This window comes from Yoonia sp. SDW83-1 (assembly GCF_046762885.1).
Lineage (GTDB): Bacteria > Pseudomonadota > Alphaproteobacteria > Rhodobacterales > Rhodobacteraceae > Yoonia.
This window is the reverse complement of sequence record NZ_JBKQXO010000011.1, coordinates 142,117-164,631: the sequence shown is the minus strand read 5'-3', so window position 1 is coordinate 164,631 and position 22,515 is coordinate 142,117. Positions and strand designations below refer to the sequence as shown.

The 22,515-nt window shown below is 56.6% G+C and carries 28 protein-coding genes and 1 pseudogene; 15 read left to right on the top strand and 14 right to left on the bottom strand.

Going from position 1 to position 22,515, the window contains the following annotated elements; genetic code table 11:
• Positions 1 to 37: 37 nt before the first annotated feature.
• From ACFWW4_RS15480 to ACFWW4_RS15465, 4 genes are all read left to right on the top strand, one after another.
• On the top strand, positions 38 to 847 hold the full coding sequence (locus ACFWW4_RS15480) for an aldo/keto reductase (protein ID WP_411891684.1): 810 nt from the start codon (positions 38 to 40) through the stop codon (positions 845 to 847).
• Positions 844 to 1,269: a VOC family protein gene (locus ACFWW4_RS15475; protein WP_411891683.1), complete on the top strand. Its 426-nt coding sequence runs from the start codon at positions 844 to 846 to the stop codon at positions 1,267 to 1,269. Before ACFWW4_RS15480 ends, ACFWW4_RS15475 begins: the two co-directional genes overlap by 4 nt.
• A gap of 617 nt (positions 1,270 to 1,886) precedes the next feature.
• Complete coding sequence (locus tag ACFWW4_RS15470) at positions 1,887 to 2,144, top strand: hypothetical protein (protein WP_411891682.1); 258 nt, start codon at positions 1,887 to 1,889, stop codon at positions 2,142 to 2,144.
• A gap of 15 nt (positions 2,145 to 2,159) precedes the next feature.
• Complete coding sequence (locus ACFWW4_RS15465) at positions 2,160 to 2,855, top strand: nitrilase-related carbon-nitrogen hydrolase (RefSeq protein ID WP_411891681.1); 696 nt, start codon at positions 2,160 to 2,162, stop codon at positions 2,853 to 2,855.
• Here the strand turns inward: ACFWW4_RS15465 and ACFWW4_RS15460 are convergent.
• From ACFWW4_RS15460 to ACFWW4_RS15445, 4 genes are all read right to left on the bottom strand, one after another.
• Positions 2,852 to 3,373 carry a nitrilase-related carbon-nitrogen hydrolase gene (locus ACFWW4_RS15460; RefSeq protein WP_411891680.1) on the bottom strand — a complete coding sequence of 174 codons (522 nt, stop codon included), beginning with the start codon at positions 3,371 to 3,373 and terminating at the stop codon, positions 2,852 to 2,854. The genes ACFWW4_RS15465 and ACFWW4_RS15460 overlap by 4 nt on opposite strands.
• A gap of 39 nt (positions 3,374 to 3,412) precedes the next feature.
• Positions 3,413 to 4,351, bottom strand: a complete 939-nt coding sequence (locus ACFWW4_RS15455; protein ID WP_411891679.1) for a hypothetical protein — start codon at positions 4,349 to 4,351, stop codon at positions 3,413 to 3,415.
• A gap of 3 nt (positions 4,352 to 4,354) precedes the next feature.
• A complete protein-coding gene (locus tag ACFWW4_RS15450) occupies positions 4,355 to 4,714 on the bottom strand; it encodes a hypothetical protein (protein ID WP_411891678.1) in 360 nt (119 codons plus the stop codon).
• Positions 4,715 to 4,789: 75 nt separating this feature from the next.
• On the bottom strand, positions 4,790 to 5,692 hold the full coding sequence (locus tag ACFWW4_RS15445; protein ID WP_411891677.1) for an N-acyl homoserine lactonase family protein: 903 nt from the start codon (positions 5,690 to 5,692) through the stop codon (positions 4,790 to 4,792).
• Between the two features lie 207 nt (positions 5,693 to 5,899).
• On the opposite strand from ACFWW4_RS15445, the gene ACFWW4_RS15440 reads away from it, so the two are divergent.
• Genes ACFWW4_RS15440 through ACFWW4_RS15425 form a run of 4 tightly spaced genes read left to right on the top strand, consistent with a single transcriptional unit; the run spans position 5,900 to position 8,957 of the window.
• Entirely contained in the window at positions 5,900 to 6,517 is a 618-nt protein-coding gene (locus ACFWW4_RS15440) for a DUF4386 domain-containing protein (protein WP_411891676.1), read from the top strand.
• The gene (locus ACFWW4_RS15435; protein ID WP_411891675.1) at positions 6,486 to 7,229 is read left to right on the top strand and encodes a DUF4386 domain-containing protein; all 744 of its coding nucleotides are present in this window, start codon (positions 6,486 to 6,488) and stop codon (positions 7,227 to 7,229) included. Before ACFWW4_RS15440 ends, ACFWW4_RS15435 begins: the two co-directional genes overlap by 32 nt.
• The gene (locus tag ACFWW4_RS15430) at positions 7,226 to 8,266 is read left to right on the top strand and encodes a zinc-binding dehydrogenase (RefSeq protein WP_411891674.1); all 1,041 of its coding nucleotides are present in this window, start codon (positions 7,226 to 7,228) and stop codon (positions 8,264 to 8,266) included. The genes ACFWW4_RS15435 and ACFWW4_RS15430 overlap by 4 nt, the downstream gene beginning before the upstream one ends.
• Before the next feature lie 19 nt (positions 8,267 to 8,285).
• Positions 8,286 to 8,957: a hypothetical protein gene (locus ACFWW4_RS15425; protein ID WP_411891673.1), complete on the top strand. Its 672-nt coding sequence runs from the start codon at positions 8,286 to 8,288 to the stop codon at positions 8,955 to 8,957.
• On the opposite strand, the gene ACFWW4_RS15420 is transcribed toward ACFWW4_RS15425, so the two are convergent.
• From ACFWW4_RS15420 to ACFWW4_RS15405, 4 genes are all read right to left on the bottom strand, one after another.
• Positions 8,954 to 9,829: an NAD(P)-dependent alcohol dehydrogenase gene (locus tag ACFWW4_RS15420; RefSeq protein WP_411891672.1), complete on the bottom strand. Its 876-nt coding sequence runs from the start codon at positions 9,827 to 9,829 to the stop codon at positions 8,954 to 8,956. The two genes, ACFWW4_RS15425 and ACFWW4_RS15420, sit on opposite strands and share 4 nt — an antisense overlap.
• Positions 9,830 to 9,945: 116 nt before the next feature.
• Complete coding sequence (locus ACFWW4_RS15415; RefSeq protein ID WP_411891671.1) at positions 9,946 to 10,275, bottom strand: DMT family transporter; 330 nt, start codon at positions 10,273 to 10,275, stop codon at positions 9,946 to 9,948.
• A 7-nt stretch (positions 10,276 to 10,282) separates the two neighbouring features.
• Positions 10,283 to 11,836: a phytoene desaturase family protein gene (locus ACFWW4_RS15410; RefSeq protein ID WP_411891670.1), complete on the bottom strand. Its 1,554-nt coding sequence runs from the start codon at positions 11,834 to 11,836 to the stop codon at positions 10,283 to 10,285.
• A 10-nt stretch (positions 11,837 to 11,846) separates the two neighbouring features.
• Positions 11,847 to 12,122 carry a 2TM domain-containing protein gene (locus tag ACFWW4_RS15405; protein ID WP_411891669.1) on the bottom strand — a complete coding sequence of 92 codons (276 nt, stop codon included), beginning with the start codon at positions 12,120 to 12,122 and terminating at the stop codon, positions 11,847 to 11,849.
• Positions 12,123 to 12,235: 113 nt separating this feature from the next.
• On the opposite strand from ACFWW4_RS15405, the gene ACFWW4_RS15400 reads away from it, so the two are divergent.
• Complete coding sequence (locus tag ACFWW4_RS15400; protein ID WP_411891668.1) at positions 12,236 to 13,069, top strand: nitroreductase family protein; 834 nt, start codon at positions 12,236 to 12,238, stop codon at positions 13,067 to 13,069.
• A gap of 75 nt (positions 13,070 to 13,144) precedes the next feature.
• Here ACFWW4_RS15400 and ACFWW4_RS15395 read toward each other — a convergent pair whose 3' ends face one another.
• The 4 genes and pseudogenes from ACFWW4_RS15395 to ACFWW4_RS15380 form a co-directional block, all read right to left on the bottom strand.
• Complete coding sequence (locus ACFWW4_RS15395; protein WP_411891667.1) at positions 13,145 to 14,158, bottom strand: alpha/beta fold hydrolase; 1,014 nt, start codon at positions 14,156 to 14,158, stop codon at positions 13,145 to 13,147.
• Between the two features lie 205 nt (positions 14,159 to 14,363).
• Positions 14,364 to 14,477, bottom strand: a complete 114-nt coding sequence (locus tag ACFWW4_RS15390) for a thioredoxin family protein (protein WP_411891700.1) — start codon at positions 14,475 to 14,477, stop codon at positions 14,364 to 14,366.
• A 136-nt stretch (positions 14,478 to 14,613) separates the two neighbouring features.
• Positions 14,614 to 15,317, bottom strand: a pseudogene (locus ACFWW4_RS15385) (permease).
• A gap of 22 nt (positions 15,318 to 15,339) precedes the next feature.
• Positions 15,340 to 15,504 carry a hypothetical protein gene (locus ACFWW4_RS15380; RefSeq protein WP_411891666.1) on the bottom strand — a complete coding sequence of 55 codons (165 nt, stop codon included), beginning with the start codon at positions 15,502 to 15,504 and terminating at the stop codon, positions 15,340 to 15,342.
• Positions 15,505 to 16,223: 719 nt separating this feature from the next.
• Between ACFWW4_RS15380 and ACFWW4_RS15375 the strand changes: the two genes are divergently transcribed.
• Positions 16,224 to 16,931, top strand: a complete 708-nt coding sequence (locus tag ACFWW4_RS15375; RefSeq protein WP_411891665.1) for a transglutaminase-like domain-containing protein — start codon at positions 16,224 to 16,226, stop codon at positions 16,929 to 16,931.
• A gap of 9 nt (positions 16,932 to 16,940) precedes the next feature.
• Positions 16,941 to 17,144, top strand: a complete 204-nt coding sequence (locus tag ACFWW4_RS15370; protein WP_411891664.1) for a helix-hairpin-helix domain-containing protein — start codon at positions 16,941 to 16,943, stop codon at positions 17,142 to 17,144.
• A gap of 354 nt (positions 17,145 to 17,498) precedes the next feature.
• On the opposite strand, the gene ACFWW4_RS15365 is transcribed toward ACFWW4_RS15370, so the two are convergent.
• Entirely contained in the window at positions 17,499 to 17,984 is a 486-nt protein-coding gene (locus ACFWW4_RS15365) for a hypothetical protein (RefSeq protein ID WP_411891663.1), read from the bottom strand.
• A 307-nt stretch (positions 17,985 to 18,291) separates the two neighbouring features.
• On the opposite strand from ACFWW4_RS15365, the gene ACFWW4_RS15360 reads away from it, so the two are divergent.
• Positions 18,292 to 19,086, top strand: coding sequence for a L,D-transpeptidase (locus tag ACFWW4_RS15360; protein WP_411891662.1), 795 nt, complete (start codon positions 18,292 to 18,294; stop codon positions 19,084 to 19,086).
• Here the strand turns inward: ACFWW4_RS15360 and ACFWW4_RS15355 are convergent.
• Positions 19,083 to 19,427, bottom strand: coding sequence for a cupin domain-containing protein (locus ACFWW4_RS15355; RefSeq protein ID WP_411891661.1), 345 nt, complete (start codon positions 19,425 to 19,427; stop codon positions 19,083 to 19,085). The two genes, ACFWW4_RS15360 and ACFWW4_RS15355, sit on opposite strands and share 4 nt — an antisense overlap.
• A gap of 189 nt (positions 19,428 to 19,616) precedes the next feature.
• Here ACFWW4_RS15355 and ACFWW4_RS15350 point away from each other — a divergent pair, with 189 nt between their 5' ends.
• The 3 genes from ACFWW4_RS15350 to ACFWW4_RS15340 all read left to right on the top strand — a co-directional run bounded on the left by ACFWW4_RS15350 (position 19,617) and on the right by ACFWW4_RS15340 (position 22,509).
• A complete protein-coding gene (locus ACFWW4_RS15350; RefSeq protein ID WP_411891660.1) occupies positions 19,617 to 20,699 on the top strand; it encodes a hypothetical protein in 1,083 nt (360 codons plus the stop codon).
• Positions 20,700 to 21,158: 459 nt separating this feature from the next.
• A complete protein-coding gene (locus ACFWW4_RS15345) occupies positions 21,159 to 22,289 on the top strand; it encodes a hypothetical protein (RefSeq protein WP_411891659.1) in 1,131 nt (376 codons plus the stop codon).
• 43 nt (positions 22,290 to 22,332) lie between these two features.
• Positions 22,333 to 22,509 (top strand): hypothetical protein, encoded by a 177-nt coding sequence (locus tag ACFWW4_RS15340; protein ID WP_411891658.1) that lies wholly within the window; start codon positions 22,333 to 22,335, stop codon positions 22,507 to 22,509.
• The last annotated feature ends 6 nt before the right edge of the window (positions 22,510 to 22,515 follow it).

The window sequence follows — 22,515 nt, the reverse complement described above, 5'->3', positions numbered from 1 at the left end:
GTTATAGTTCTAAGAAAAATGCAGAGGAGGTCGCCGCATGGATACGATTCCGCAGATTGGATATGGCTCGTGGAACAGGCCGGATGAGGCGGCTTATCAAGGTACGCTGGCCGCGCTTGAGGCCGGATACCGCCATCTGGATTGCGCCGAAGGGTATCAGAACGAAGAGTTTGTCGGCCGCGCCATCGCCGCGTTTGACCTGCCCCGCGAAGATCTATGGGTGACCACCAAGGTGGCCCCCGAAAGCTTTGGTCCCGGTCAGATCCGCCCGCATGTGGAGGCGTCGCTGGAAAAGCTGGGCGTCGGACCGGTGGATTTGTTGCTGCTGCACTATCCGTCGATCAAGGACGAATACGACATTGCGGATTACATGGCCCAGTTTGCCGCCGTTTATGACGCGGGCCTTTGCCGGAACATCGGGGTGTCGAACTTCACCAAGCCCTATCTGGACAAGGCGCTGGACCTGTTGGGTGACCGCCCGTTGTTGACCAATCAGGTGGAGTTACATGTGTATCTGCACAATCGCCCGATTGTAGAGCATTGCGCGGCCAAGGGTATCCGCATGACCGCCTATTCGCCGCTGGCGCGGGGTGCGGTTGTGGATGATCCGGTGCTGCAACAGATCGGGGCCGCCGTTGGTGTGACCGCGTCGCAGGTCGCACTGGCGTGGTTACTGGCCAAGGGGTATGTGGTTATCCCGTCTGCCGGCAGCCCGGCCCGGATCGCCGAGAATTTGGCGGCGGGTGATCTGACCCTGACGACAGCACAGATTGCCGCAATTGATGCGCTGGACAAGGATATGCGTTTGGTGGACGGGCCATGGTGCCCGGTCTGGGACGCGGCATGACGGTCCCTTTCACCCTTGTGGGCATCGACCATGTGGTGCTGCTGGTCGATGACATGGAGAAGGCGCTGGCGTTTTACTATGACGTATTGGGCTGTGTGCACGGCTATTCCTATCCCGATCTGGGGATGGAGCAGGTCTGGGCCGGGGCCGCGCTGATCGTGCTGTGGGACACCACGCACCCGGGGGCTACCCATGCCGTACCGCCTGTGGCGGGTGGCCGGAACATGGATCACCTGTGCATTGCCACATCCCCATTTGCGCCGGACGCATTGCGCGCCCATTTGGCCGCCCATGGGGTCAAGATTGACCGCGAGGCCGTTCATGGCGGGGCACGCGAAGTTGGGCATTCGTTCTACATCTTTGATCCGTTTGGGAACAAGCTGGAGATCAAGGGGCCTGCTGAATACGCGGACGGGCGTTGAAGGTGGTGGCTGGCTCCGTTGGATGGCGGGAATGAGCCCATTGTGTTGAAAAACTCGAAGATCTGCCAATTGCATTTTTCTGAAAAAATCCGTTGTAGCTACCAATTTGAAACCGAGTGCGCGATGGAGCCATTGAGAGCGGCGGACATTGCCAGCGCTGGCCCTTGGCCGACCCCCTCGACGAATCTTTGGAGAGGCTTTCTATGGGCAAGTTTTTCGCCCATTTTCGCGAAAACCGGAGTTTTTTAACACAATCAGCCCATTCCGCAAATTCGGTTTCTCGCTGCGCGCGCTCGCGGCATAAGAACTAAAGCCGGAGCGTGATTATCCGCGCTGCTACGCGGCGGAAAAACCAGCCATTCATTCAAAACGTAATGATAACATTTCGGTGCACTAGCCACCGGCGACTAGCACCTCTTTGCCTTTCAGAAGGCTAATTTTTACATCTCCCACCAGCTGTTTTCGGCTGAGATTTGCCAATGTGCTTATAAGCGAGCATACCTCTTGGCGATATTCAGATTGACGGATATCAAACGCGATCAACCTACAAGTGTTAAACTTCTTCAATGGAAGCCGCGTGCTCGCCAACCTGCGGTTTCAATGATGATGAGGCCCAAATGAAAGCGCAATCCAAAGGCCCCACGTTTGTGTGGCTGGTTCTTTTTGCCATTCGCTTCTTTCGGGACAGCACATCAGGCTGGCGCGCTTTTCTGTGGCTTTGGCTGGCCACGGCTTTCGCGTCGGTCATCGCCAGCTATCATACCACGACCCTACATATCACCATGCAAAGCGAGGTGGTCGAGCCGGTTCTGTTTTCTGTCACCGCCCTGTTCCTCGTGATCGCGTTCGCGGTCGACCGCATGTTTCACCGGTGATGTGCGCAAGATGTTGTGCTGCAAGAGGTCGCCATTCAAAGCCTTGCAGATGAAGTGAATGCCATGCTGGATAGTGCCGCGACAATCGCAAGGGAAGAAGGTATCTATCTTGCACTGCCAGTTAGATTGACCCTTTCGAAAGGCAGGTTCGAAAACGTTGTGCGCAACTTCGATCCCAATGGCAACGTTGTGCTTGAACACCTCAAATTCGGCGGCGCGCAGTTTGAAGGCTCAGTTTCGGGCAGTGGTGAGTTGCAGATCGTTGACGCACCCTATGGCAGGCTAAGTGCTGCAATCTGCTGGGATGCAGGTTTTCCAGACGTTATCAGGCAAGCTGGCGCGATGAATGTTGATCTGCCGCTGCATCCCTCAAATGACTGGTTCGCAATCCGGAGCCTGCACCCACAGATGGCTACCTTCCGGGCTGTTGAGAACGGCATGGCCATCTTTCGGCAAACAGCCAACGGCGTGTCGAGTGTGATTGACCAATACGGTCGCGTGATCAACCGTGTCGATATATATGTACAAGACCCGGATGCTTGGGATGGCTTGCAAATCGTGGACGTTCCAATGGGCGCGGTTGATACGCTTTACCCTGAAACAAGTGATGTCATTGGTCTGGCGTCGTTGGCGTCGTTGGCGTCGTTCCTTGGTCTATTGGGGCTGGCTTTGTTCAAGCGTCACGGGCGTGATACTCAGGCCGTAGCTTAGCTTCGCCTCCGCAATAACGCCGTACCGATCAGCCCGGCTAACAGCACCACATTCAGCCACCCAAACCAATCACCCCACCGGGAATAGAGCGTGTCCACTCCAATTGTCAGCACATCAACAAACATGATCCCGGTACCGCCGTGCGCGCTGTCCATCCGTGCCAGAATGCGGCCATATGGGTCAGCTGCGAAGCTCACGCCGTTATTAGTGGGGCGGATCATGGTAAAGCCGTTTTCGATCGTGCGTTCATTGTCGGATGGTCCGGTGCTCTTGGGGAAATCATAGGATGGCACCAGCATGATATCGGCACCTGCCAGTCCAGCTTGCCGCGCGAAGGCGGGAAATGTCATGTCCCGGCACACAGACACAGCGATCCGGCCATATGGGTTTTCAATGGACTGGACTATCTCGGCCCCTTTGTTGAACACCAGTGGTTCCCCCGCGGACCCCCAACCCCAAAGGAAACGTTTGTCATAGTGAATGCGGATATCGCCCTGATCGTCGAGTAACAGATGCACATTGTTGCCCTTTTCGTCAGGACTGGTCGCGTACCAGGACTATGTGATTGAAAGCCAGACTGCATTCTCTGCGGCGATCCGTTGATAGTCTGCCCGAAGCTTTTCCACGTCTGGTTCCATCACGGTCAAAAGATGTTCTTGAAAGCTGACAATCTGTGCGCCGCCCGCGACGGCATCAGCGGTCGCGCTGGCGATCCGCGCGAGGGTTTCATCATAGGGTAGCACGCGTTTCTCAGCAAAGAATGGCTCCATCGACACGGCGACACCATCCTCTGGCAGCAGGACAATGGCTGCGAGGCGCACTGTGTCGCGGGGTTCTTGGGTGCCCAGCCGGTTGGTTCCATAGGCAATAAGCCCAGCCAAAAGAGAGCTGAACGCGACGACCGCTGCGATGCTTGGCATGGTCGGGAACCTGCGCGCCCAAAGATGATTGATCAGCGCTGGAGGCAGGGACCAAAGGAAGATGAACCCCCACAGCCCCGTTAGGGCATAAAGCTGTCGCAGCGCGTCTGGGCCAAGGGCAAGGGCGGTCTTAGCGGAAACACCGTCAAAAGGACCTTCCATCGAGGACAGAAACATCATGGCGGTGACAGCAATCGGGAAGGCCAGTATAGCCCAAATCGAAGGGCCAAACCGGGCGTAAAGCCAACGATCTATCAGATAAGGCAACGCAAAAAGCAGCGCCAAAAGCGTGCTGCGTAAGACATTGAACGCCAGTCCTGCAAGCGTATCGGAGAAATCGAATAAGCCCCGAAGGGCAAAATTCATCGACAGCACAAACCCAAACGTTGTCAGCACCATTGCACGACGCGTCGGTAGACTGCGCGAAAAGCGCAAGATGAAGATCGGCGCAATGACGATCATCTCTTGGATGTTGGGAAAGATTTCACTGCGACGGGTGAACATGAACAACCCGAAACCGAGCAGGAACAACAACGGTGCGGACAGAGCGTGCGGCTTGCGGCCTGCGTCTGACATCGCCTATGCCGCCTCGCCGTCTTCGCGATAAAACCACGCCCCCGCCAAGGCGGCGATCGGCAATTCAAAGACACCCCAGATCGCAGAAATACCCGCAAGCTGCGGGGCAACGGCACCGGTCAGGGTCAGGGCCACGCCCAAAAGCGCCCATGCAATGAACCAGAGCGTCAAACCCGCAATGATGGCTGTTTTTGGTCCCGCACCGAACCTCGGGCGCATTGCGGCATAAAGCCAGACAAGCACGATCCCGTAGCACGCAACCGTTCCCGCAAGGGCTGCGGACGCCCACAGCGACGTCTCAGGCGCCTCGCCTTGCGGTGCTGCTGCGGCGAGGTCTTCCGCAAGCACAAATGTGTCTAGCACCGCTTCACCGGACGCAAGAACGACCCCCGCCACAAGTCCGCCAAGCAGCACACGGGGTAGTTGATGCCCGCCATATCAGCCTTTGCCCCGTGAAAGTTGATCGCTGCCCATCGCCCGCACGATCATGTCACTTGCACCGAAATCATGAGACGCGACAATCTCCAGACCAGGCAATAGCTGCTTTAGCCTGCGCACTTTGGCAAACGACGCACGCAGCTCTGCCGCATCGCCTGTGCCGGCGGTGATGTCCTGCTCCAGCAGCTTCGGATCATAGGTTAAATCCGCCACCAAAAGGATCGGTGCCCACCCCTCGCGTCGGATCAGCATTGAGATTGACCCCGGCGTATGCCCCGGCGTTGGCAGCAGGATCATCGACCCGTCGTCCATCACGTCATAAATGCCGTGGAACCCCTCAAAAAGCGGATCGTCCGTTGGTTGAAACGCGAAGGGCTGCCAGTCAGCACCCGGTATCTCGATATGCTCTCTCAGGATCCAGTCGTGTTCTGGATGCGGTTGGAGCAACTGCGCCCACTCTTCTTTGCTGACCAGCAGTTTGGCCTGCGGGATTTGGGCGATCCCACCCACATGATCGAAATGCAGATGGGACATGATCGCCAGGTGCACATTGCTTGCGTCAAAACCGGACTTTGCCAAAACCCTATCGAGCCTGTCATCTTCCGTGATGTGAAGCTGGAAGATGCGCCACAAAAGGAACCTACCGATGGCGCTGGAGATGTAGTTGGGATCTGAGACAATCGCTGGGTCCAACCCAGTGTCAAACAGGATTGGACCATTGCGATGGGCAATCAGAAAATAGTTCAACGGGATCTTGTGCCAGCTTCGCGATGTCAGCGCCCACCACAGGCGCGGCTTCCATGAACCGAAACGGTGTTCATCATGCTGGGCGCCCCAGCCAGAACCAAAAGCTTGAACTGAGGTAATCAGAGGGGCTGTCTTTGCCATTTCTGTTGTGCTCATTGGCGTTTCCTCGGCGCCTGGCGATGATCGCTTGGGTATCAGTAGCGTTAGCCCCTTGTTTGCCACTGACAAAAATCAATGGGCCAGCACACTGGACTGCTAACCCTGTCTGCAATCTCAACCACTTGATTAAACCTCATGAACGGCACGAATTCCTACCCATTAGCAACCGCGGATGCATTGCAGCGCGCAGCGCGGATTGCTGGCGTGCTTTTTATCATTGCGACCGCATCAACGATGGCAGCGCAGATCATTCTTAGCCCGCTTTTGGATGCTTCACAGCGCGCGACTGATCCTCAAACCAATCCTGTTGCGTTGGCGGTCTTGCTGGAAATTGCCAACGCTTTGGCCAGCGCCGGGATTGCGATTGCGTTCTATCCGGTTCTGCGCCGATGTGCTGAGTTAGCCGCGACAGGCTATCTGGGCCTGCGTGTTATCGAGGGTGCAGTGGGCGTCGTTGCAGCAACAGTTTTGGCGATGATCATATCGACCAGTGCCGACGAAATGGCATTCACATTGGCGGTGCATGACACGGCGTTCCTGATGGTACTGCTTGTTTTCAGTTGCGGCACCTTGCTGCTTTATCCTATGCTCTATGCCTTCCGGCTAGTCCCGCCTGTGCTGTCGCTTTGGGGGCTGATCGGGGGGCTGATACTCTTGGTGTCTTGCGTTCTGATCCTGTTTGGCCAGATCGAGGTTGGCGGGACAACAGACCTGATCCTGTCCCTGCCAATCTGGATCAACGAAATGGCACTGGCGCTGTGGCTGCTTGCGCGAGGCGTGGACCTGAAACATGTCGGATCAGGTAATGACCGTGCAGCTTGATGACCCACATGTGCGGCGCGCGGGCGTCATCGTCGGGGTGCTTTTCATCATCGCGACAGCTTTTCTCTTTCTGGGAGAGATGTTCTACAAGCAGTTTCTTGATGCGCCTGACGTGTTGCGCGTTGCGGCGCAGAACAAGCCAGTCATCGTGCTGGGCCTGACAATCGAGCTGATCTGCATCCTCGCCATGCCCCTGATCGGCGCGTTCATCTATCCGGTCCTGAGCCACGTCAGCGTTGGCCTGGCGCTTACCTATTTCTTTTTTCGGGCGCTTGAAGGCGTTATTCTGGTCAGTGTCGCCCTGACCAACAAGTTCTCCTTGCTCTCGCTCAGCGAAGCGCAGCTTGCGGGCGCGGACCCGACCTTGGCCGAAGCCGCAGTGATGCTGATCCGAGCACAGAACCTTTGGGGTGATACGGCGGGAACGCTTTACAACATCATCTTCGCGCTTGGTGCGCTCTGCCTTTATGGAACGCTTTTCCACGCGCGGCTGATCCCCCGCTGGATTTCGCTTTGGGGGTTGATCGCGATTGCCATTCTGCTTGGTATCGTCGGCACTGCGATGCTCATTCCCTTGCCGCCTTGGGCACCGTTGCTGATTGTACCAATCGCGGTGCAGGAGATGGTCATGGCACTATGGTTCATCTTTCGTGGGTTTGATTTTCAGGACATCACGCATCCGCACCCGCCCTTGACGGAAATTCCATCATGACTGCGGCACGGGCCCACCGCATCGTCGTGCCACGTCGCGGCGGGCCGGAGGTGCTGCAATGGGTCGCGATGGACATGCCGGAACCCGGCCCAGGGGACGTGCGCGTGCGGGTCGAGGCGGCAGGGGTTTCAGCCTACGACGTCATGTTGCGGGGCCATTGGTTTCCCGGGTTGCCTCCCATGCCCTACACGCCGGGCGAGGATTTCGTTGGCATTGTGGATAAGGTCGGCGCGCGCGTTTCGGGCCTCCAAGTGGGCCAACGCGTGGGCGGTTGGACCTTTGGCGATGCAGGCGGCTATGCCGAGTACCTTTGCCGTCCTGCGGCTGATCTGGTGGCCGTGCCCGATGCGCTTGATCCGGTGACAGCCTGCGCTCTTATCGTCAATTACCTCACCGCAAGTCTGGCCTTGCATCAGGCGTCCAAGGTCTGCGAAGGCGAGCACCTGCTTGTGCAGGGCGCAGGTGGTGGTTTGGGCAGTGCGCTGTTGCAATTGGGCCGTGATGCCGGGCTACAAACCTTTGGCTGTGACGCAACCAGCAAACAGGCGCAGATACGGGCGGATGGTGCTGCGCCGATTGACTACCAATCAGAGTTTGTCGTGGCGCGCACCCGTGCTTTGACGGGCGGCGGTGCGGACGTGGTCATTGATCTAGTAGGTGGCGCACAGCAGTTGCTGCGCTCATGGCGTGCCCTGCGTCCCGACGGCAGGCTTTTGATGCTGGGCATGACGGGCACGCTGAAATCCGGCACGTGGATCATTTTACCCAGCCTTATGCTGCTTGGGATTTTTTCGGTTTGGCCGGGAGGCCGACGCATCGCAAAGGGCCCCGGCATGGAAGATTACCCGCGTGCCAACCCTGATTGGTACCGCAACACGCTTTCAGAGCTTTTTCGCAAGGCCCTTGCAGGGCAACTGCAACCACACATCGCGCATAAGCTGCCCTTGCGGGATGCGGCGGAGGCGCACGCAATGCTTGAAAGTGGGGCCGTCGCGGGAAAGATCATGTTGATCACAGGTGACCGTGCCGCAGCATAGTTAATTGGAAGGAAACGACATGGAGATTCAGGACCAATCAACCGCAAGAATGGGCGGCTTTGCGGGCATATTGGGCAGCGCGCTGTTGCTTGGTGTCTTTGCGTTCCTTGCCGTCTTTGTCGGGCTGGACACACTTGATGCGCAGGCCGCGTTGGAGCGGTATCCAGACATTCGCTGGGCCCGGATCATCGAGAACGCGGCCTATCTTTTTGCGCTGGCACTTTGGGCGCTGCATTCGGTGACGTTGTTTGTCGTGCTGCGGGCGGATAGCCCGGCAACCGCGCTTGCTGCGATGGTCATGTCCGTGCTGGGCCTTACTATCCTCGCGGCAGGGGCAATCCCGCATACGGCTGAAACCGTGATATCCGATCTATACAATGCACCCGACACCGCCGCAGAACTGATGCCTGTTCTAATCGTCGCGTGGGAAGTCAGCCTGGGTTGGGTCGACACATTCGTTGTAACCGGGGTAGTCCTCGCACCAGTGGGGCTATTGCTTTATGGTATTGCGATGCTGCGATCTTCTGACTTTGGTTCATGGGCAGGATGGGCAAGCATTCTCTTTGCAGCCGCTGGGTTTTATGCCGCCATCTCTAGCCTGATCGAGGAAAGCGATATTGTTGGCGTGGGTATTTTTGCTCTGGTGTTTTTTCACACGGTTATCGGGGTGGTCTCGCTTCGGCTGCGTTAAGCCTGAGCGAGTTCCACCACGACATTGCCAGCCTTATGGCCGCTGCCAACATGGGCGTGGGCCAGCGTGATCTGATCGAGCGAATACACCCGGTCGATCACGGGTCTCAGCGCACCCTTCGCGGCCATGTCCGCAAGAAGGCGCATGTCCTCGACAGTTTCCGCCGCGATCCCGGCGGAGAATTTCTGATCCCCCATCAGTGACCAAATGGGCGCTGTGATATTATCGAGCAGGCTGCCTGCGGCCACCACACCACGCCCTGAGGGTCGCAACATCCGCCTGATCTTTCCAAGTGGCAACGCGCCAACCGTGTCGAACACAACATCAAAGATTTCGCCGGAGCTGGTGATGTCGGTTTGCGTGTAATCCACCACACGGTCCGCACCCAGCGACGACACAAGCTCCAGATCGGCGGTGCTGCAAACGCCCGTCACATGCGCGCCAAAGTATTTCGCAATCTGTACGCCCATGGTGCCAAGCGCCCCTGATGCGCCGATGATCAGCACAGTTTCACCTGATTTGACGTCCCCCTTTCCCCGCAGAAAATGCAAAGCGGATGTGCCCGCGAACGAAAGGGCCGCAGCCTGAGGAAAGGACAGGTTTTGTGGTTTGTGCACGACTTTGCCGTTGGCTGGCATCGTGATGTATTCGGCGTGACAGCCCATTTCGAGGCCCGTAAAGGCGATCACATCTTCGCCCACGGCAAAGGTGGTTACATCCTTCCCCACGGCCTCAATCCGCCCGGCCATTTCAGTGCCCAATACCTTGCGGCGCGGGCGGAATAGACCAAAGGCAAGACGAGGGATCGGGCCAAAACCACTTGGTCCGATCATTGTGCGCGCGCCAATCACCGCTGGTGATGCTTGCGGCATAGGTCTTGATCAAAAGCGCATCGTCGGCTGGAATGGGGCGAGGGACCTCTTTGATTTCGACCACCTCTGGAGGTCCATAGCGTTCGTAGACCGCTGCTTTCATATCGCTTTGCCTCTCACCCGCTCGCTGCCGACGACAGTGCGTTCAACACGATCACTCCCGCAAGGATAAGGCCAACGCCAAAATAGGCATAACCGTCGAGTGTCTGACCGAAAACCACAGCACCGATCAACGTGACGCCAGCGATGCCGCCGCCTGCCCAGACCGAATAGGCGACTCCCAGCGGCATGGTGCGTACCACAAGTGACATCACATAGAACGCAAGTCCGAAACAGATCAGCGTCAGCCCGGCAAACCCCAGCTTCGTGAAACCGTCCGACAGCTTCAATGCGGTCGTTGCGAGGAGTTCGATCGCAATGCCAATCGCCAGCAAGAACCAGTGCATTGAGTCATTACCCCCGTAGCTGTCGAAAGACTTTGGGATCAACACTGGCCGCACACAGAATCCCGCCCCAAAGCGCGCCTTGGATGCCCTGGCTGATCACGTCCTGTCCGGACAGATACAGCCCGTCGATTGGGGTCCTTGTCCGCAGCGCATCGCTCATGACGCGCTCGGGCGTGCCATCCAATCCATAAAAGCGCCCCTCGTGGTGCCCGGTGATTGACGCTGTTGCCAAGGGTGTCGAAAGCTCGCGGAATACGACCAGTTCGGCCAATTCGGGAAAGCTGGCTTTGAACAGCGCAAACATCTTGTCTTCAACCTGCTGTTTGAAGGCTTTGTAATCCGCACCCCGTTGACCGGACGGAAGATCGGCCCAATGGGCAACGCTGTTCCAGTCGGTCCAGACGACCATTTCGCCCGCATATTTCTGTTTGGGCCCTGGATCGTGGCTTGGGTCTTTGAGGGACGCAAATGAGACGAAAAAACCGGGTGGATTGCCGTCAGGTGCCTTATCCCAAATCGCGTCGATCTCGCCGTTTGGATAGAACCAATGGTTTGACCTCGTAGCACCTGCCTTTGTCACGTCGCCCTCAAAGCCCAGAAACAAGGTGAAATGCGCGATGGACGGGGGCAGTGATTGGATTTCAGCGATCCAGTCTTCGGGGCCAAAGCCTGCGGGCAGCAGATTATTGATCGTCTCACGTGCGCCAATATTGGAGATAACCACGTCCGAGCGGATTTCTTCGCCGTCAGATGTGCGCACGCCGATAACTTTGTCGTTCGCGACCAAAAGCGTTTCAACCTTCACGCCCGTGCGGGCCTCTCCGCCTGCTTGCGTGACCGTCGGGATCATATGATCTGCAAAGGACTTGCCACCGCCCACAGGATACCATGCGCCGCTTGTCAGATAGCAGCCGTAGACCAAAGCGTGCATGGCAAAGCTCGCCTTGTGCGGGCGGCCCCCGTGATCGCCCCATTGCGCCATAAAGGCTGCGGCAAGGTCCGGGTTTTGCGTGATGCTGTCGACGACTTCCTGCAGGCTGCGCTTGCACCATTTGTCAATGGCGCGGCGGTTCCACCAATCAATCATGTCGCCGACAAATTCAGGCGTCGCACGGGTTGGCGCGAGTGTATACATCAAGTCCCGCCCTTCCTTTAAGGCGGTAATCCATGCCTCGATCGCCTCTGCTTCACCAGGAAACCGGTCTTTCAGATCACGCTCCTGCGCCTCAAAGGGGCGCGACAGCGCAAGCGGCGGCGCATCTGCGATATGCAGATTGTCATAGACTGCTCCCATGGGTTCGAAATCCATCGGAGTGTGCGTTAGCCAGTCAATCAGTGCCCTTTCTCGGTCGCCCGGGGCGACGCAGCCAAGATAGTGAATGCCAACGTCCCAGGTGAAACCTTCGCGCGAAAAGCTGTGCGAGAGGCCGCCAAGGGTCGTGTACTGTTCCAGCAGCAATACCTTGTGGCCCGTTTTCGACAGTGCGGCGGCGGCTGTCATGCCGCCCATGCCGGACCCGACAACAATCGCGTCCCATTTTTGTGTTTTGCCATTGCTCATGTGACAGCCCTCAAGAATGCGTCTGTGACTTGTTCATTTCTTTCTCGATCATCTTTTCGGTGACGGCGAACCGACCCGGAAAAACGAAGACCGCAAAGCCATGAAGCACCACGGCAATCCCCCAACCCATCATGGGCCAGTGAAACCAGATTGTGCCGGGCGAGGATAAGAGGTTGATCACCACAAGAAGCAGAATGACAGCGATATAAACCATGAGATGCGTGTAAAAACTCATCTTGGCTTCAACGCGTTTCTTGGCGGATTGATAGGCTTCGGACTGTTCCATGGCTTGTCTCCCTCACGTTGGTGCAACGGCATCAAGTCTAGCAAAAGCAGCCTGTTCAAGATTGAGGAAAGTCAAAGTCATGCGCTCTGGGCGCGATAGCCTTGGGATGTGAAATGGCGAACTGGAATGGTGCGACTTGGATGTCAGGCCCGTCAAACCCCCTGAGTGAGATGGCTGACTTTGACAATGTCATTGTCACCAAGGACGAGCGGCCCAATCCGTCGTTCACAAAAACCGCGCTACCCGGTTTCAAGAAAACCGTTCACGGACGTCGCGCCATTCGGATCTTTGATGGCGTCCCCATCCCCGAAAACGTCATGCGCGACTGCTTGCAGGATGCCATTCTCGCACCGAGTTCATCAAACCTGCAATGCTATGAAATCTATTGGGTGCGCGATGACGACATGAGAAAGCGCATGGCGCCGCTTTGCCTAAACCAACCGGCGGCGACGACGGCAGGTGATCTTTTGATTGTCGTGTCGCGGGGTGATTTATGGCAGACGCACCTGAAAAAGCTGACGGACATCATGACCGATCACGGTAAGAAACCCCTGACAGGGCCGGTGCAGGACTACTACGAAAGTACGATCCCTATGTTGATGAAAACGGACCGCTTTGGCCTGCATAACCTCATGCGCCGGGTCGTGTTGTGGTACAAGAGCCGAAGTGAGCCAACGGTCAACGGACCCGTCTCGCGGGCCGACCACCGTGTATACGGTCATATTCAGGCAAGTCTGGCGGCCGAGAACCTGATGCTGTCGCTCGCGGCGCATGGGTACGAATCCTGCCCAATCGGCGGGATCGACAAACGCGGCATCAGAAAGCTGCTCGGGCTGCCAAGCAGGGCTGAGCCAACTTTGGTGATTGGCGCAGGCACCGGAAAACCCGAAGGTCTGTTCAGCGCGCGGGCGAGGTTGCCTTTCGATGACCTGATAAAGCGAGTGTAACCGGGCAGGACGCAATTCGTTTCTGTGCTGCCGCGGTCACGCAGAGGCTTGGTTAGGTTTTTTCAAGCTTGCCGTTTAGGACACTGATTGCTTGGCTACCTCTTGATCGCTCAAAAACCCAAGCACTTTGTCCGTGAGCCAGTGGCGATTGACGATCGTCAGATGATGATCTGCTCCCGGCGCGATTGCGGTTTGGATTTCTGGTGCAACGCGATGCAGCTTGGTGATCGCATCCTTGGCTGCATAGGTCACCTCGTTTTCACCAACGAGGAAAAACGTCGGCGCTTTGATGCATTGCCAATCATCATCTGACAGCACACTCGGCAAGATAAGATTTCTACGCTTGAAGCAGCGCCTGGCCAGCATAGCGTCTTCAATCAGTTCGTCGATCATCGGGCGGGTCTGGTCATCGCCGGCGCCGACGGGATCGTACCAGTACATGTAGTATTTGGTATAGGCACGGATTGGCAAAAGCCCATGCAGGATTGCGCGCGCCAACAGGCCCATTGAGGGTGGAAGAATAGTCGCAGCCGGTGAGAGCAGAATGAGGCTTGCCAGCGCATCCGGGTAATCACGCGCATAAAGCGCGGCCTGCCAGCCGCCAAAGGAGTGCCCTATCAGATGCGGCTTGTTAAGCTCAAGCGCTTTCAGGACTTCGTCCAGCCATTGCGTCAGGTCTGCGGCGCGCCCCATCCGCCGCCTGTATGTGCTGCGGCCACTATCATAGATATGATCCAGCGCATAGGTACGATAGGTTTCGGACAGGGCTGCGATAATTGGTATCCACGCAAGCGAATTCTCGGAATCGCCGGGCAACAGAACCAGTGGTGGCCCATCCGGCGGCCCTTGGACTCTGAGGAATGTTGTGCCGGAAGTCGTCTCAACCAACCGTTCTTCCGATGCAATTGGCCATCGTAAGGCGCGCGTGTCATAGAACGCCAGATACTCTTGCATCAACGCTTCTGATCGAAACGGGTGATAGGGATCTGAGAACGTCCTGCCGTCCGATTTGCTGCTGAATGATCCACCCGAAAGCGCCTCTGCGACAGTGGAAACTGTTCGCGAGACAGTCGTTCGCAAGTTTGACATACCGTGTCTCCATCATCATGCCGGTGCTTCTTGAGGGCGGCACCGACAGGTTGCCAATCGGCACGACGCCTGAAGCGGTTTCAGTTCCCCACAGATAATTTGTTCTGCGCGGGCCAATAGGGATTGTAACCGATGGCGTGACTTAGCGTTGCGATAGCACGGTCGTGTTGAATTTTATCAAGTGCTTTGCGTAGCCACGCTTTGACTAAGCACTTGTCAGCAGCTCTCCAACCTCGGCGGCATTCAAGACGCGCCCGGATGAAACCACCTTCTCGTCAATCACCAACCCCGGCGTCGACATCACACCATAGCCCGCAATGGCAGCAACGTCTGTGACCTTCTCGATCTTAACGTCGATCCCGGCGGCCTTTGCGGCAGCCAGAGTTTGTCAGCCAAAGCCACACACTTTTTGCAGCCTGATCCCAAAATCTTGATGTGCATAACGTATCTCCCGGTTAAATGAGCAGGTATGTTGCGCTGTTAAAGAGGTAGCCAATCACAATGATACCGGCGGTCACGATACCGACAAAAAAGGCTAGCAAGGGAAGCTTCAAGACGCGTTTAAGCATTATCATCGATGGCAATGAAAGCGCCGTCAACGACATCATGAACGCGAGTGCTGTGCCGACACCGACGCCCTTTTGAACAAGCGCTTTGGCGATCGGCAATGTGCCGAAGATGTCCGCATACATCGGGACGCCATCAAGCGTCGCAACGAATACCGACCACCATCTGTCCTGACCCAATGTGGCAGCAATAAAACTCCCGGGATCCAGTTGTGGATCGAAGCCCCGATTCCAACACCAATCAGAACGTATAGCCAAATTCTGTGAACAGTATCCGAGACCTGATCTCGAGCATAGGCCAACCGTTCCCCACGACTGATTTGACCGTCATTGTCATGATCGCTGACCAGACTTTGAAATACGAAGGGCTCTACTTGGCCAGCAAGCCTCAGACATCGGATGACTGTGCCGCCAAGAGCCGCGAGGGTCAGGCCGACGATGACATAGCTCAGCGCTATGGTCCAGTTGAGAATATTGGCGAGCAGGATCACCGAAGCAAGATCAACCAATGGCGAGGAAATCAAGAACGAGAACGTCACCGATAGCGGCAGTCCGGCGCTCGTGAAGCCTATAAACAGGGTATTGAAGAGCATGAGCAGAAGGGCGTGAGCGTTCCTAGAAGTGCTGCAAGTGTGTTTGCCCCAGTACCCGACGGGTGCGTTCTGGCGGAAAATAGCTTTGAACGTATGAGATGGAGAAGATCAGCACAGAAAGCAGAATGAAGATCTTGATCACGTCGTAGATGAAGAAATGAACACTGCCAGCAACCCGCGTGGTCATGTCCAGCCCCAAACCGTCCTGCTAGGTCCATGTGAGCAAATCCGACAGCCACTGCATGCGCAGCAGTTGATCATTGAGCCAGGCAAAAGATTCTTCCAAGGGGTAGCTTCCTTCTTAGATCAATCCCGTTGTTTCTTGCCGTCTAGAGGTGCCGAAGATGGAGGACATGATCTAAACCAACGCAAGTGAGACTGGCTGAACCCGAACGCATTGCATCTCGAAACACGATGATGACGCCTCGCCGAAACTGTGAGAAAGGCCAGTGGGCAGTTTATTTGTTTGATATCGCCGACTCTAGAGCCAACTTCGCCATACAAAGCTTATTGCAGTGATCAAATTCTGGGCAGGCAGTGCACTCATCCCATTCGGCAACGTTGGTTTGAATGCTCCTGTCGGATCGCGTCAGCCCTGCTGTGTCCAGTTCAAACCAAAAGACTTTGTCTTGCATGTCATCGTTGACTGTGAAGTGCAGACTGTCGTGAAAAATCGTCCCATAGCATGGCTTGTGTTGTGTCATAAGCGTTTTTCTTATCGGGGCAATTGCGAAAGCAGGGCATAGATCTGACGGGGTGAAACAAAGTTCAGTATCTGTGGAAGCCCCGACTCACGGGTTTCTTAGTCGCAATTTGTCGTGAAGCCGCGATCAAAGGTTGATCACAATCAATTCCCCATTTGAGCAAGATGATAGTTCGATTGCAGGACCAGAGGAAAGGATGAAGATGAAGCAGACACTCGCTGATGCAAATCATCCGCGCGTTATAACGGCGGCAGAACGGCTGACGGCAGGTGCCAACACTAACAGAGCTTGGCTTGAGCGGCTGTTCTTGTTTGTCCGCGATGAGATCCTTTTTGGATTTCCGGCCAAAGGTGATTTTGTGTCAGCGTCCGAAACCCTCGAAACAGGGGTTGGTCAATGCAATACGAAAGCGACCTTGTTGCTGGCTTTGTGCCGCGCGGCAAACATCCCGGCCCTCATAAATTTTTCACTGATCACTAAGGACATCCAACGTGGTTTCTTTACCGGGCTTGCTTACTGGCTGATGCCACAGAGCATCTCGTATTCCTGGATCGAAGTGGAGATCGAGGGGAAGTGGCGGCGTATCGATAGCTTCATCAACGATTTGCCTCTGCATAGGGCCGAGGTGGCCGAAATGTCTGAGCGAGGCTGGGCAATCGGTTTCTCGGTTGCGCTAAATGATGGTCAAGCGAGCGCCGACCTCAACATCGACGAAGAAGCATTTGAGCAGATGGCTGCGGTTACAGATGATCACGGCATCTGGGATGAACCGGCTGACTACTATTCCAGCTCGCTCTATCGCAACCGTCCCGGAACCTTTTCGACTGCTGGCCTATCGACTGATGATCGACAGCGTGAACTGGCGCGTCGATCTTCTCAGAAACAAGCAAAACGACACTTCACAATTTGAGGTACCAACATGACGAAAGCCATTTCAGCCCATGCTGCAACTAAAGCGAAAGATGATGAACTCTCGAGCTTGATGAATGTCGGCCCAGCGACCAGTCGCCGCTTTCATCTTCTCAAGATCGAAACAATTTCGGATCTGGCGAAACAGGAAGCGGATGAACTATTTGCTCAGCTCTGTGCGTTGTCCCAAGACCGTGTTGATCCGTGTGCATGATGTGTTCAGCGCAACGGTTCACCAGGCACGCACGGGCGAAGCATTGCCATGGTGGAGCTTTTCAGGCGGCGGCAAACAGCAGAGTGAAGCTTGCCGTGAGCATTGGTTGCACCTGCAGCTAGCTGGAAAAGATCCGTATCTACGAAGATCAGTCTGCTGGAACTACTGCTTGGAGGAGTTCTGCTGCGCCGTCACATGAGTGACGCTGCACCTGCAGGGTGTTTCTGCGTCGGCAATAGCTGCTTTTGCAGTAGGCGGCTTTGTCCGCAAAACCGATGTTTCGTCTCGTCGATCTTAAAACGAAGACAACCGGGCGGAGCTCGGCTGTTTCGTTCAGAGGAGGGAGCGTGGTTTTCAGGCTTGGGCGGGTTGCAGCGTGGCAGGTGCTTTGACGATCCCGCGCGCCTCCATCACCCATGCGGCGACGAGGGCGAAGACGATGTGACCCCAGAGTGCGACCCAGGTGATCCCGGTGAAGCCGAGGAAGGGTTTGTTGCCAGCCACCAGATGCGCCATGACGTAGAGCGCAAAGACCCAGAGGACGACGCCATAGGCCGTGGCGGTCGCGACCCATGGCAGGGACGGCATGATGCGCTTTTGCAACGGGCGTGCGACCAGCAGATAGCCCAGCGTGTAGGCGACCATGCCGGTAAAGACGTGCAGCAGATGGGCGAGTCCGGAGGGGCTGGCCCCGAAGACGGTCTTGATCGTCTGGTTGGCGAGGCCGACTGGGGCAAGCTTGGCATAGCCAAAGAGCGGTGACAGACCCTGGCCGAATGCGTCGAATGCGATGGTGGCGAAAGCCCCGGCGGCGAGAACGGTGAAGACAGTGTTTTTCATGGCGAGCGTTCCTTTGTATGCGAGTGTATGCGGTTGTTCCGGGGGCTTTATCGGGGGTTTCGGGCTGGCTGTGCAGCCCCCTCACACAAGGGTGACAGTCTTTGTCAGCTTTGAAACAGAAGCTGAAACAATGGGCAGGTCAGGCTGATATCGCCGTGAACGCGCCGTAACACTGTAACAATTTCGGGAACTGGGCCGCAGAGTGTGACGTTTTGCAACATATGTGTCTGGAAAGTCGCCGGGTGGTGTTTTGCCTTGTGTCGTCCGGGTGTTAAGAGGGGATTCGCTTGAAACAGGGTGCTTATTGATGACGATGACGACAAATATGACCAGACGGTCATTTGGGGCCATGATGCTGGCAACCACGGCGGCCTGCGCGCGGCCAGCGGCCCCGCCGCCCCTGTCTGAACTTCCGCAGTTCGTCGAGGGTTACGGCCCGATCCAGGATGCGGGGTACAACCTGCCCGGTATTCCCGACAGATATCTGCAGGGTGTGAATCGCCGGATGTCTGGCATTTACAACGGGGAACAGGGTCCAAATACGCTGGATGTCGATCCTTATGCGAAGTTTTTGTACCATGTGCGCCCAGATGGGACGACCACACGCTATCCTGTTGGCGTTGGTCGCGCGGGCCGATCTATCCGTGGCAGTGCCACCATCAAGCTGAAGCGGAAATGGCCGGGCTGGACGCCCACCCGAAATATGCTGCGCACCGAGCCAGAGGTTTACGGGCCCTTCCGTGCCGGTATCCCCGGTGGCCTGCGCAGCCCGCTGGGCGCGCGGGCGCTGTATCTGTATCGCGGCAGCCGCGATACGTTTTATCGCATTCATGGCACGAATGATCTGGAATCAATCGGGAATTCCGGTTCAGCCGGGTGTATCCGTCTGTTCAATCAGGATGCGATCCACCTGTATGACCAGATTGACGTGCCGATGAAGGTGCATATCCGGTCGCGTGAGGAATCTCTGCGCGTTGATCCGGAGAATTACGAGCGTGGGATCGAGTTGCCGCCCAAGATCATTTCCCCCGATGAACTGCTGGGGCCGGAGGCCGAAGCACTGGACCGCCCGCCGCAGTTTGACGGGTTCGGCGACGTCTAGAGCCGGATCACGTAATCCTTGATCGTGGTTTCCACCACGTCCCATGTGCCGCTGAAACCGGGCCGGATGACATAGCTGTCGCCGGCCCGCAGCGTGACGGCTGTACCGTCATCGCCGGTGATGACGGAAACGCCCGCGATCATGCGGAAATATTCCCATTCATCATAGCGGATCCGCCATTTTCCCGGAGTGGCCTGCCAGATACCGGCATAAAGCCCGTCCCGTTCCTCGATATTCCAGGTGGTAAAGACGGGGTCGCCCGCGATCAGTTTTTCCGGTGCGGGCCGGTCAGTTTCGGGGGTGACCGCATCCTTGGTCACGGGGAGGAGCAGGTTGGTCATGGCGCTGGTTTCCAATTTGGTCGGCCTGCCATTCATCCGCGCAACCCCTTTGCCTTGTCAATGCGCCTCGATACGTTGCGAATGGGCAGCTATTGTGCCCTATTCCCGGGCGCTTGGCCTCATGCGCTATTCCCTTCAATGCCCTCGTACCCATATAAGTTGCAGGACAGTGTTATTCAGGAGCCCGATATGGCGAATTTTGAAACCCAGATTGAGGAATCGCAAAAGCAGGTGGCGGAAGCCCAAAGCAAGATTTCCGAATTGACCAGCCGCATTGAAACCGCCCGCACCAAGATGGCGCAGGGCACCGACATTTCGGTCGATATCGAAAATGCCAGCCTAGAGGACGTGCATCAGCACACCGAGCTGATGAATGCCAATATCGCGGAACTGATCATGGGTCTGGATGATGTCACGTCTGCGTTTTCCAAGGACTTTGACGAGATGCGCTCAAAGACCGGGATGGAGAGCCTTATTGGGTTTTTCAGCAAGGCAAAGGCCGACAGCATGCGTCAGGAACGGATGCGCACCGCGTCTGTCGATGACAAGCTGCAAGATCTGATTTCGAAATCTGATGTCATCCTGAAATTGCTGGAAAGCCAGTTGGCCGTGTTGAACGAGCAGAAGACAAGCGTGGAAAAGAACCTGTCCGGCACATTGGTTGAGCGGGAAGAGACCGTATCGACCCTGGAAGGGCTGCGCGCCGATATTCTGGCGATGGATCCGAAGATCATCGAGCTGGAAGGCAAGATTTCGGTGGAACAGGATGCCGCCGCCCGCACCAAGCTTGAGACCGAACTGCAGGCGCTGAACGGCCAGTACAATGAGATGGTTCAGCAAGAGCAGGTTCAGTTGGCGAAATCCCAGACGCTGGAACGCTATATCGAGAAGGGCAAGACCTGGATCGATTCACTGCAGAACCAGGCAGCGACCCAGATGGTGCTGATCAACAAGCTGCAGACGGATACCAAGCAGCGGGTGGTTTTGTATGATGCCCTGTCGAAGTCATTGAAAACCGCGCAGCAGCAGGATGTGGCCCACCAAATCAACGAGATCGGGGTGCAGACCGACCAGGAAGCACAGACGGCCATGGCTGCCATTGGGTCTGCCACGAATGCCCGGATGGCGGACATGCTGGAAGCGCATGAGGATCACATGGTGTTCGCCCGCGAAGTGCTGGAGCAGAAGGCGAAAGCGGATGAACGCTTTATCCGCCGGTTCCAGAAGATCGTGGAGAAGCATGACAGCAATGAATATGGGGTCGAGTCTTGATGATCTCCCGTCCCGGACTTGATCCGGGACCTCTTGGTCACAAGGCAGAGGTCCCGGGTCAAGCCCGGGACTGCGTCAGCATAGGGTGCTGAGTTTTGAGCCATGCACACAACAAAGATAGACATCTGAGCTTCGGTGGCCAAATCCGCCGGACGGCATGTTTTGGCCTTCTATCGCTTTTGATTGGCGCGTCTGCTCTTGGTGCTGCGTACCTCTCTGGTTCGGTCGGAAACATTCCGGTGGCCCAGGTTTTCGCTATAATCTGCACGCTTCTCATAGCCTTTTCCGCATTGGCGCTGCTGTTTGGGGTCCTCGGGCGGCTAGCCCACCGGTGGATGTGGTTCCACGCCGTGCGATATTCGCAACTTTCGACGTTTGGAGCTACACCGCGAGAAAGAATATTGAATGGCTTTGCCGCGCCCTTCTGGCGGTGGTGGATGCATATTGATCAGGAGGGGAATGATCGTGACGGCGCCATCTGACCTCCAAGCCGATCACATGAAGCTGGAAGACACCCGCGTCACGCGTCGGTATTTTGGCAAGTTTGCCAAGATCACAGGTTATCTGACCAAGGTCGCCGCGACGATGGAGGCGGAGGGGCGGTTTTCGCGCACTGATATCGAGGCCTTGGCGCGCTATCTGGTGGGCCTCAACTGGACCTTTACCGCCCTGTCGCACAAATACCATTTCTCTGGCCGTTTTGCGCATGCGGGATCGCTGACATTTGACCGGCGTGAAAGCGGGTTTCCTGTCTATCAGGAGCTGTTGGAGATGGCCAATGATGCGCTGCAGGCAGAGCGGCATCTGGCCTCGCAACCGTCTGCCGAGGCGCTGAAGGATCAGATGGTGCGTGTGATCCTGTCCGAACAGGAAATCCCGACCAAGCTGCAATATGCGCTGTCACAGCGGCTGTATTACGAGGAGTTGTTGCGCGGTGACCAGTTCTGGGCGCGCAATGATCCACAGGCGGTCTGGATCGAAAACAAGGGCGACCGGCGTTTGTTTCAAGTGCATTGGGCGGTCTATGACAGCCAGGTGAACCTGCCGACGATCTATCTGATGGATCTGGAGGATACGGGCCGCACCGGCCTGCCGAAGGATGAACGCCGCTGGCCCGAAGTGCAGGCCCATCTGATGGCGCAATCGGTGGCGCATCTGAAGCTGCTGACCATCGCCAAGGGGTTTGATGAGGATTTTGGCGATTTGCATCCTGTCCGGCTGCGCCGTTTCCATATTGGCCCGATGTACTCGCACGCTTTTACCCGCCAGACGGGTCCGCTGCGCGAGGTGCTGGAGGCGGCCAAGGCCCCGGTGGGTGAGGATTGGGCGCTCGTCTGGACCGAGGAAGAGCTTGTGTCGGATCGAGTGGAGCATGTGAAATCGGGCTGGTTCGGCACGGTGGAACGCCAGATCTTTGCCCTCGACCCGTTTGAGGGCGGCGGGACAGAGACGGGGGCATCGCGGATGGAACGGTCGCTGATCATGCCCGAACGCCCCTATCAGGCATTGGCAGAGCGGAACCCACCGGGGTTTCGGGACGTGCGCAAATTTGTGGTCAGCGATAGCGGGCGGGTGTTGAGCTATCGTTAGGATGGGTCAAGACCCATCTTACGATGTGGCAAAGGAGGAAAATATGGGCTTTCGTTTGGTGATGTTGATCGGCCTTGCCGCCTGTGCCCGTGCTGCCGATCCGACCCCGCGTTTTCCCGTTGATGACTTTGCTGGCAATACGTCCTTTCCTGTCGATACCCAGGCGATTGCCCGGCAGGTGGCGTTGTCAGAACACCAAGATATTTTGAATTCCCCATAAAGCCGG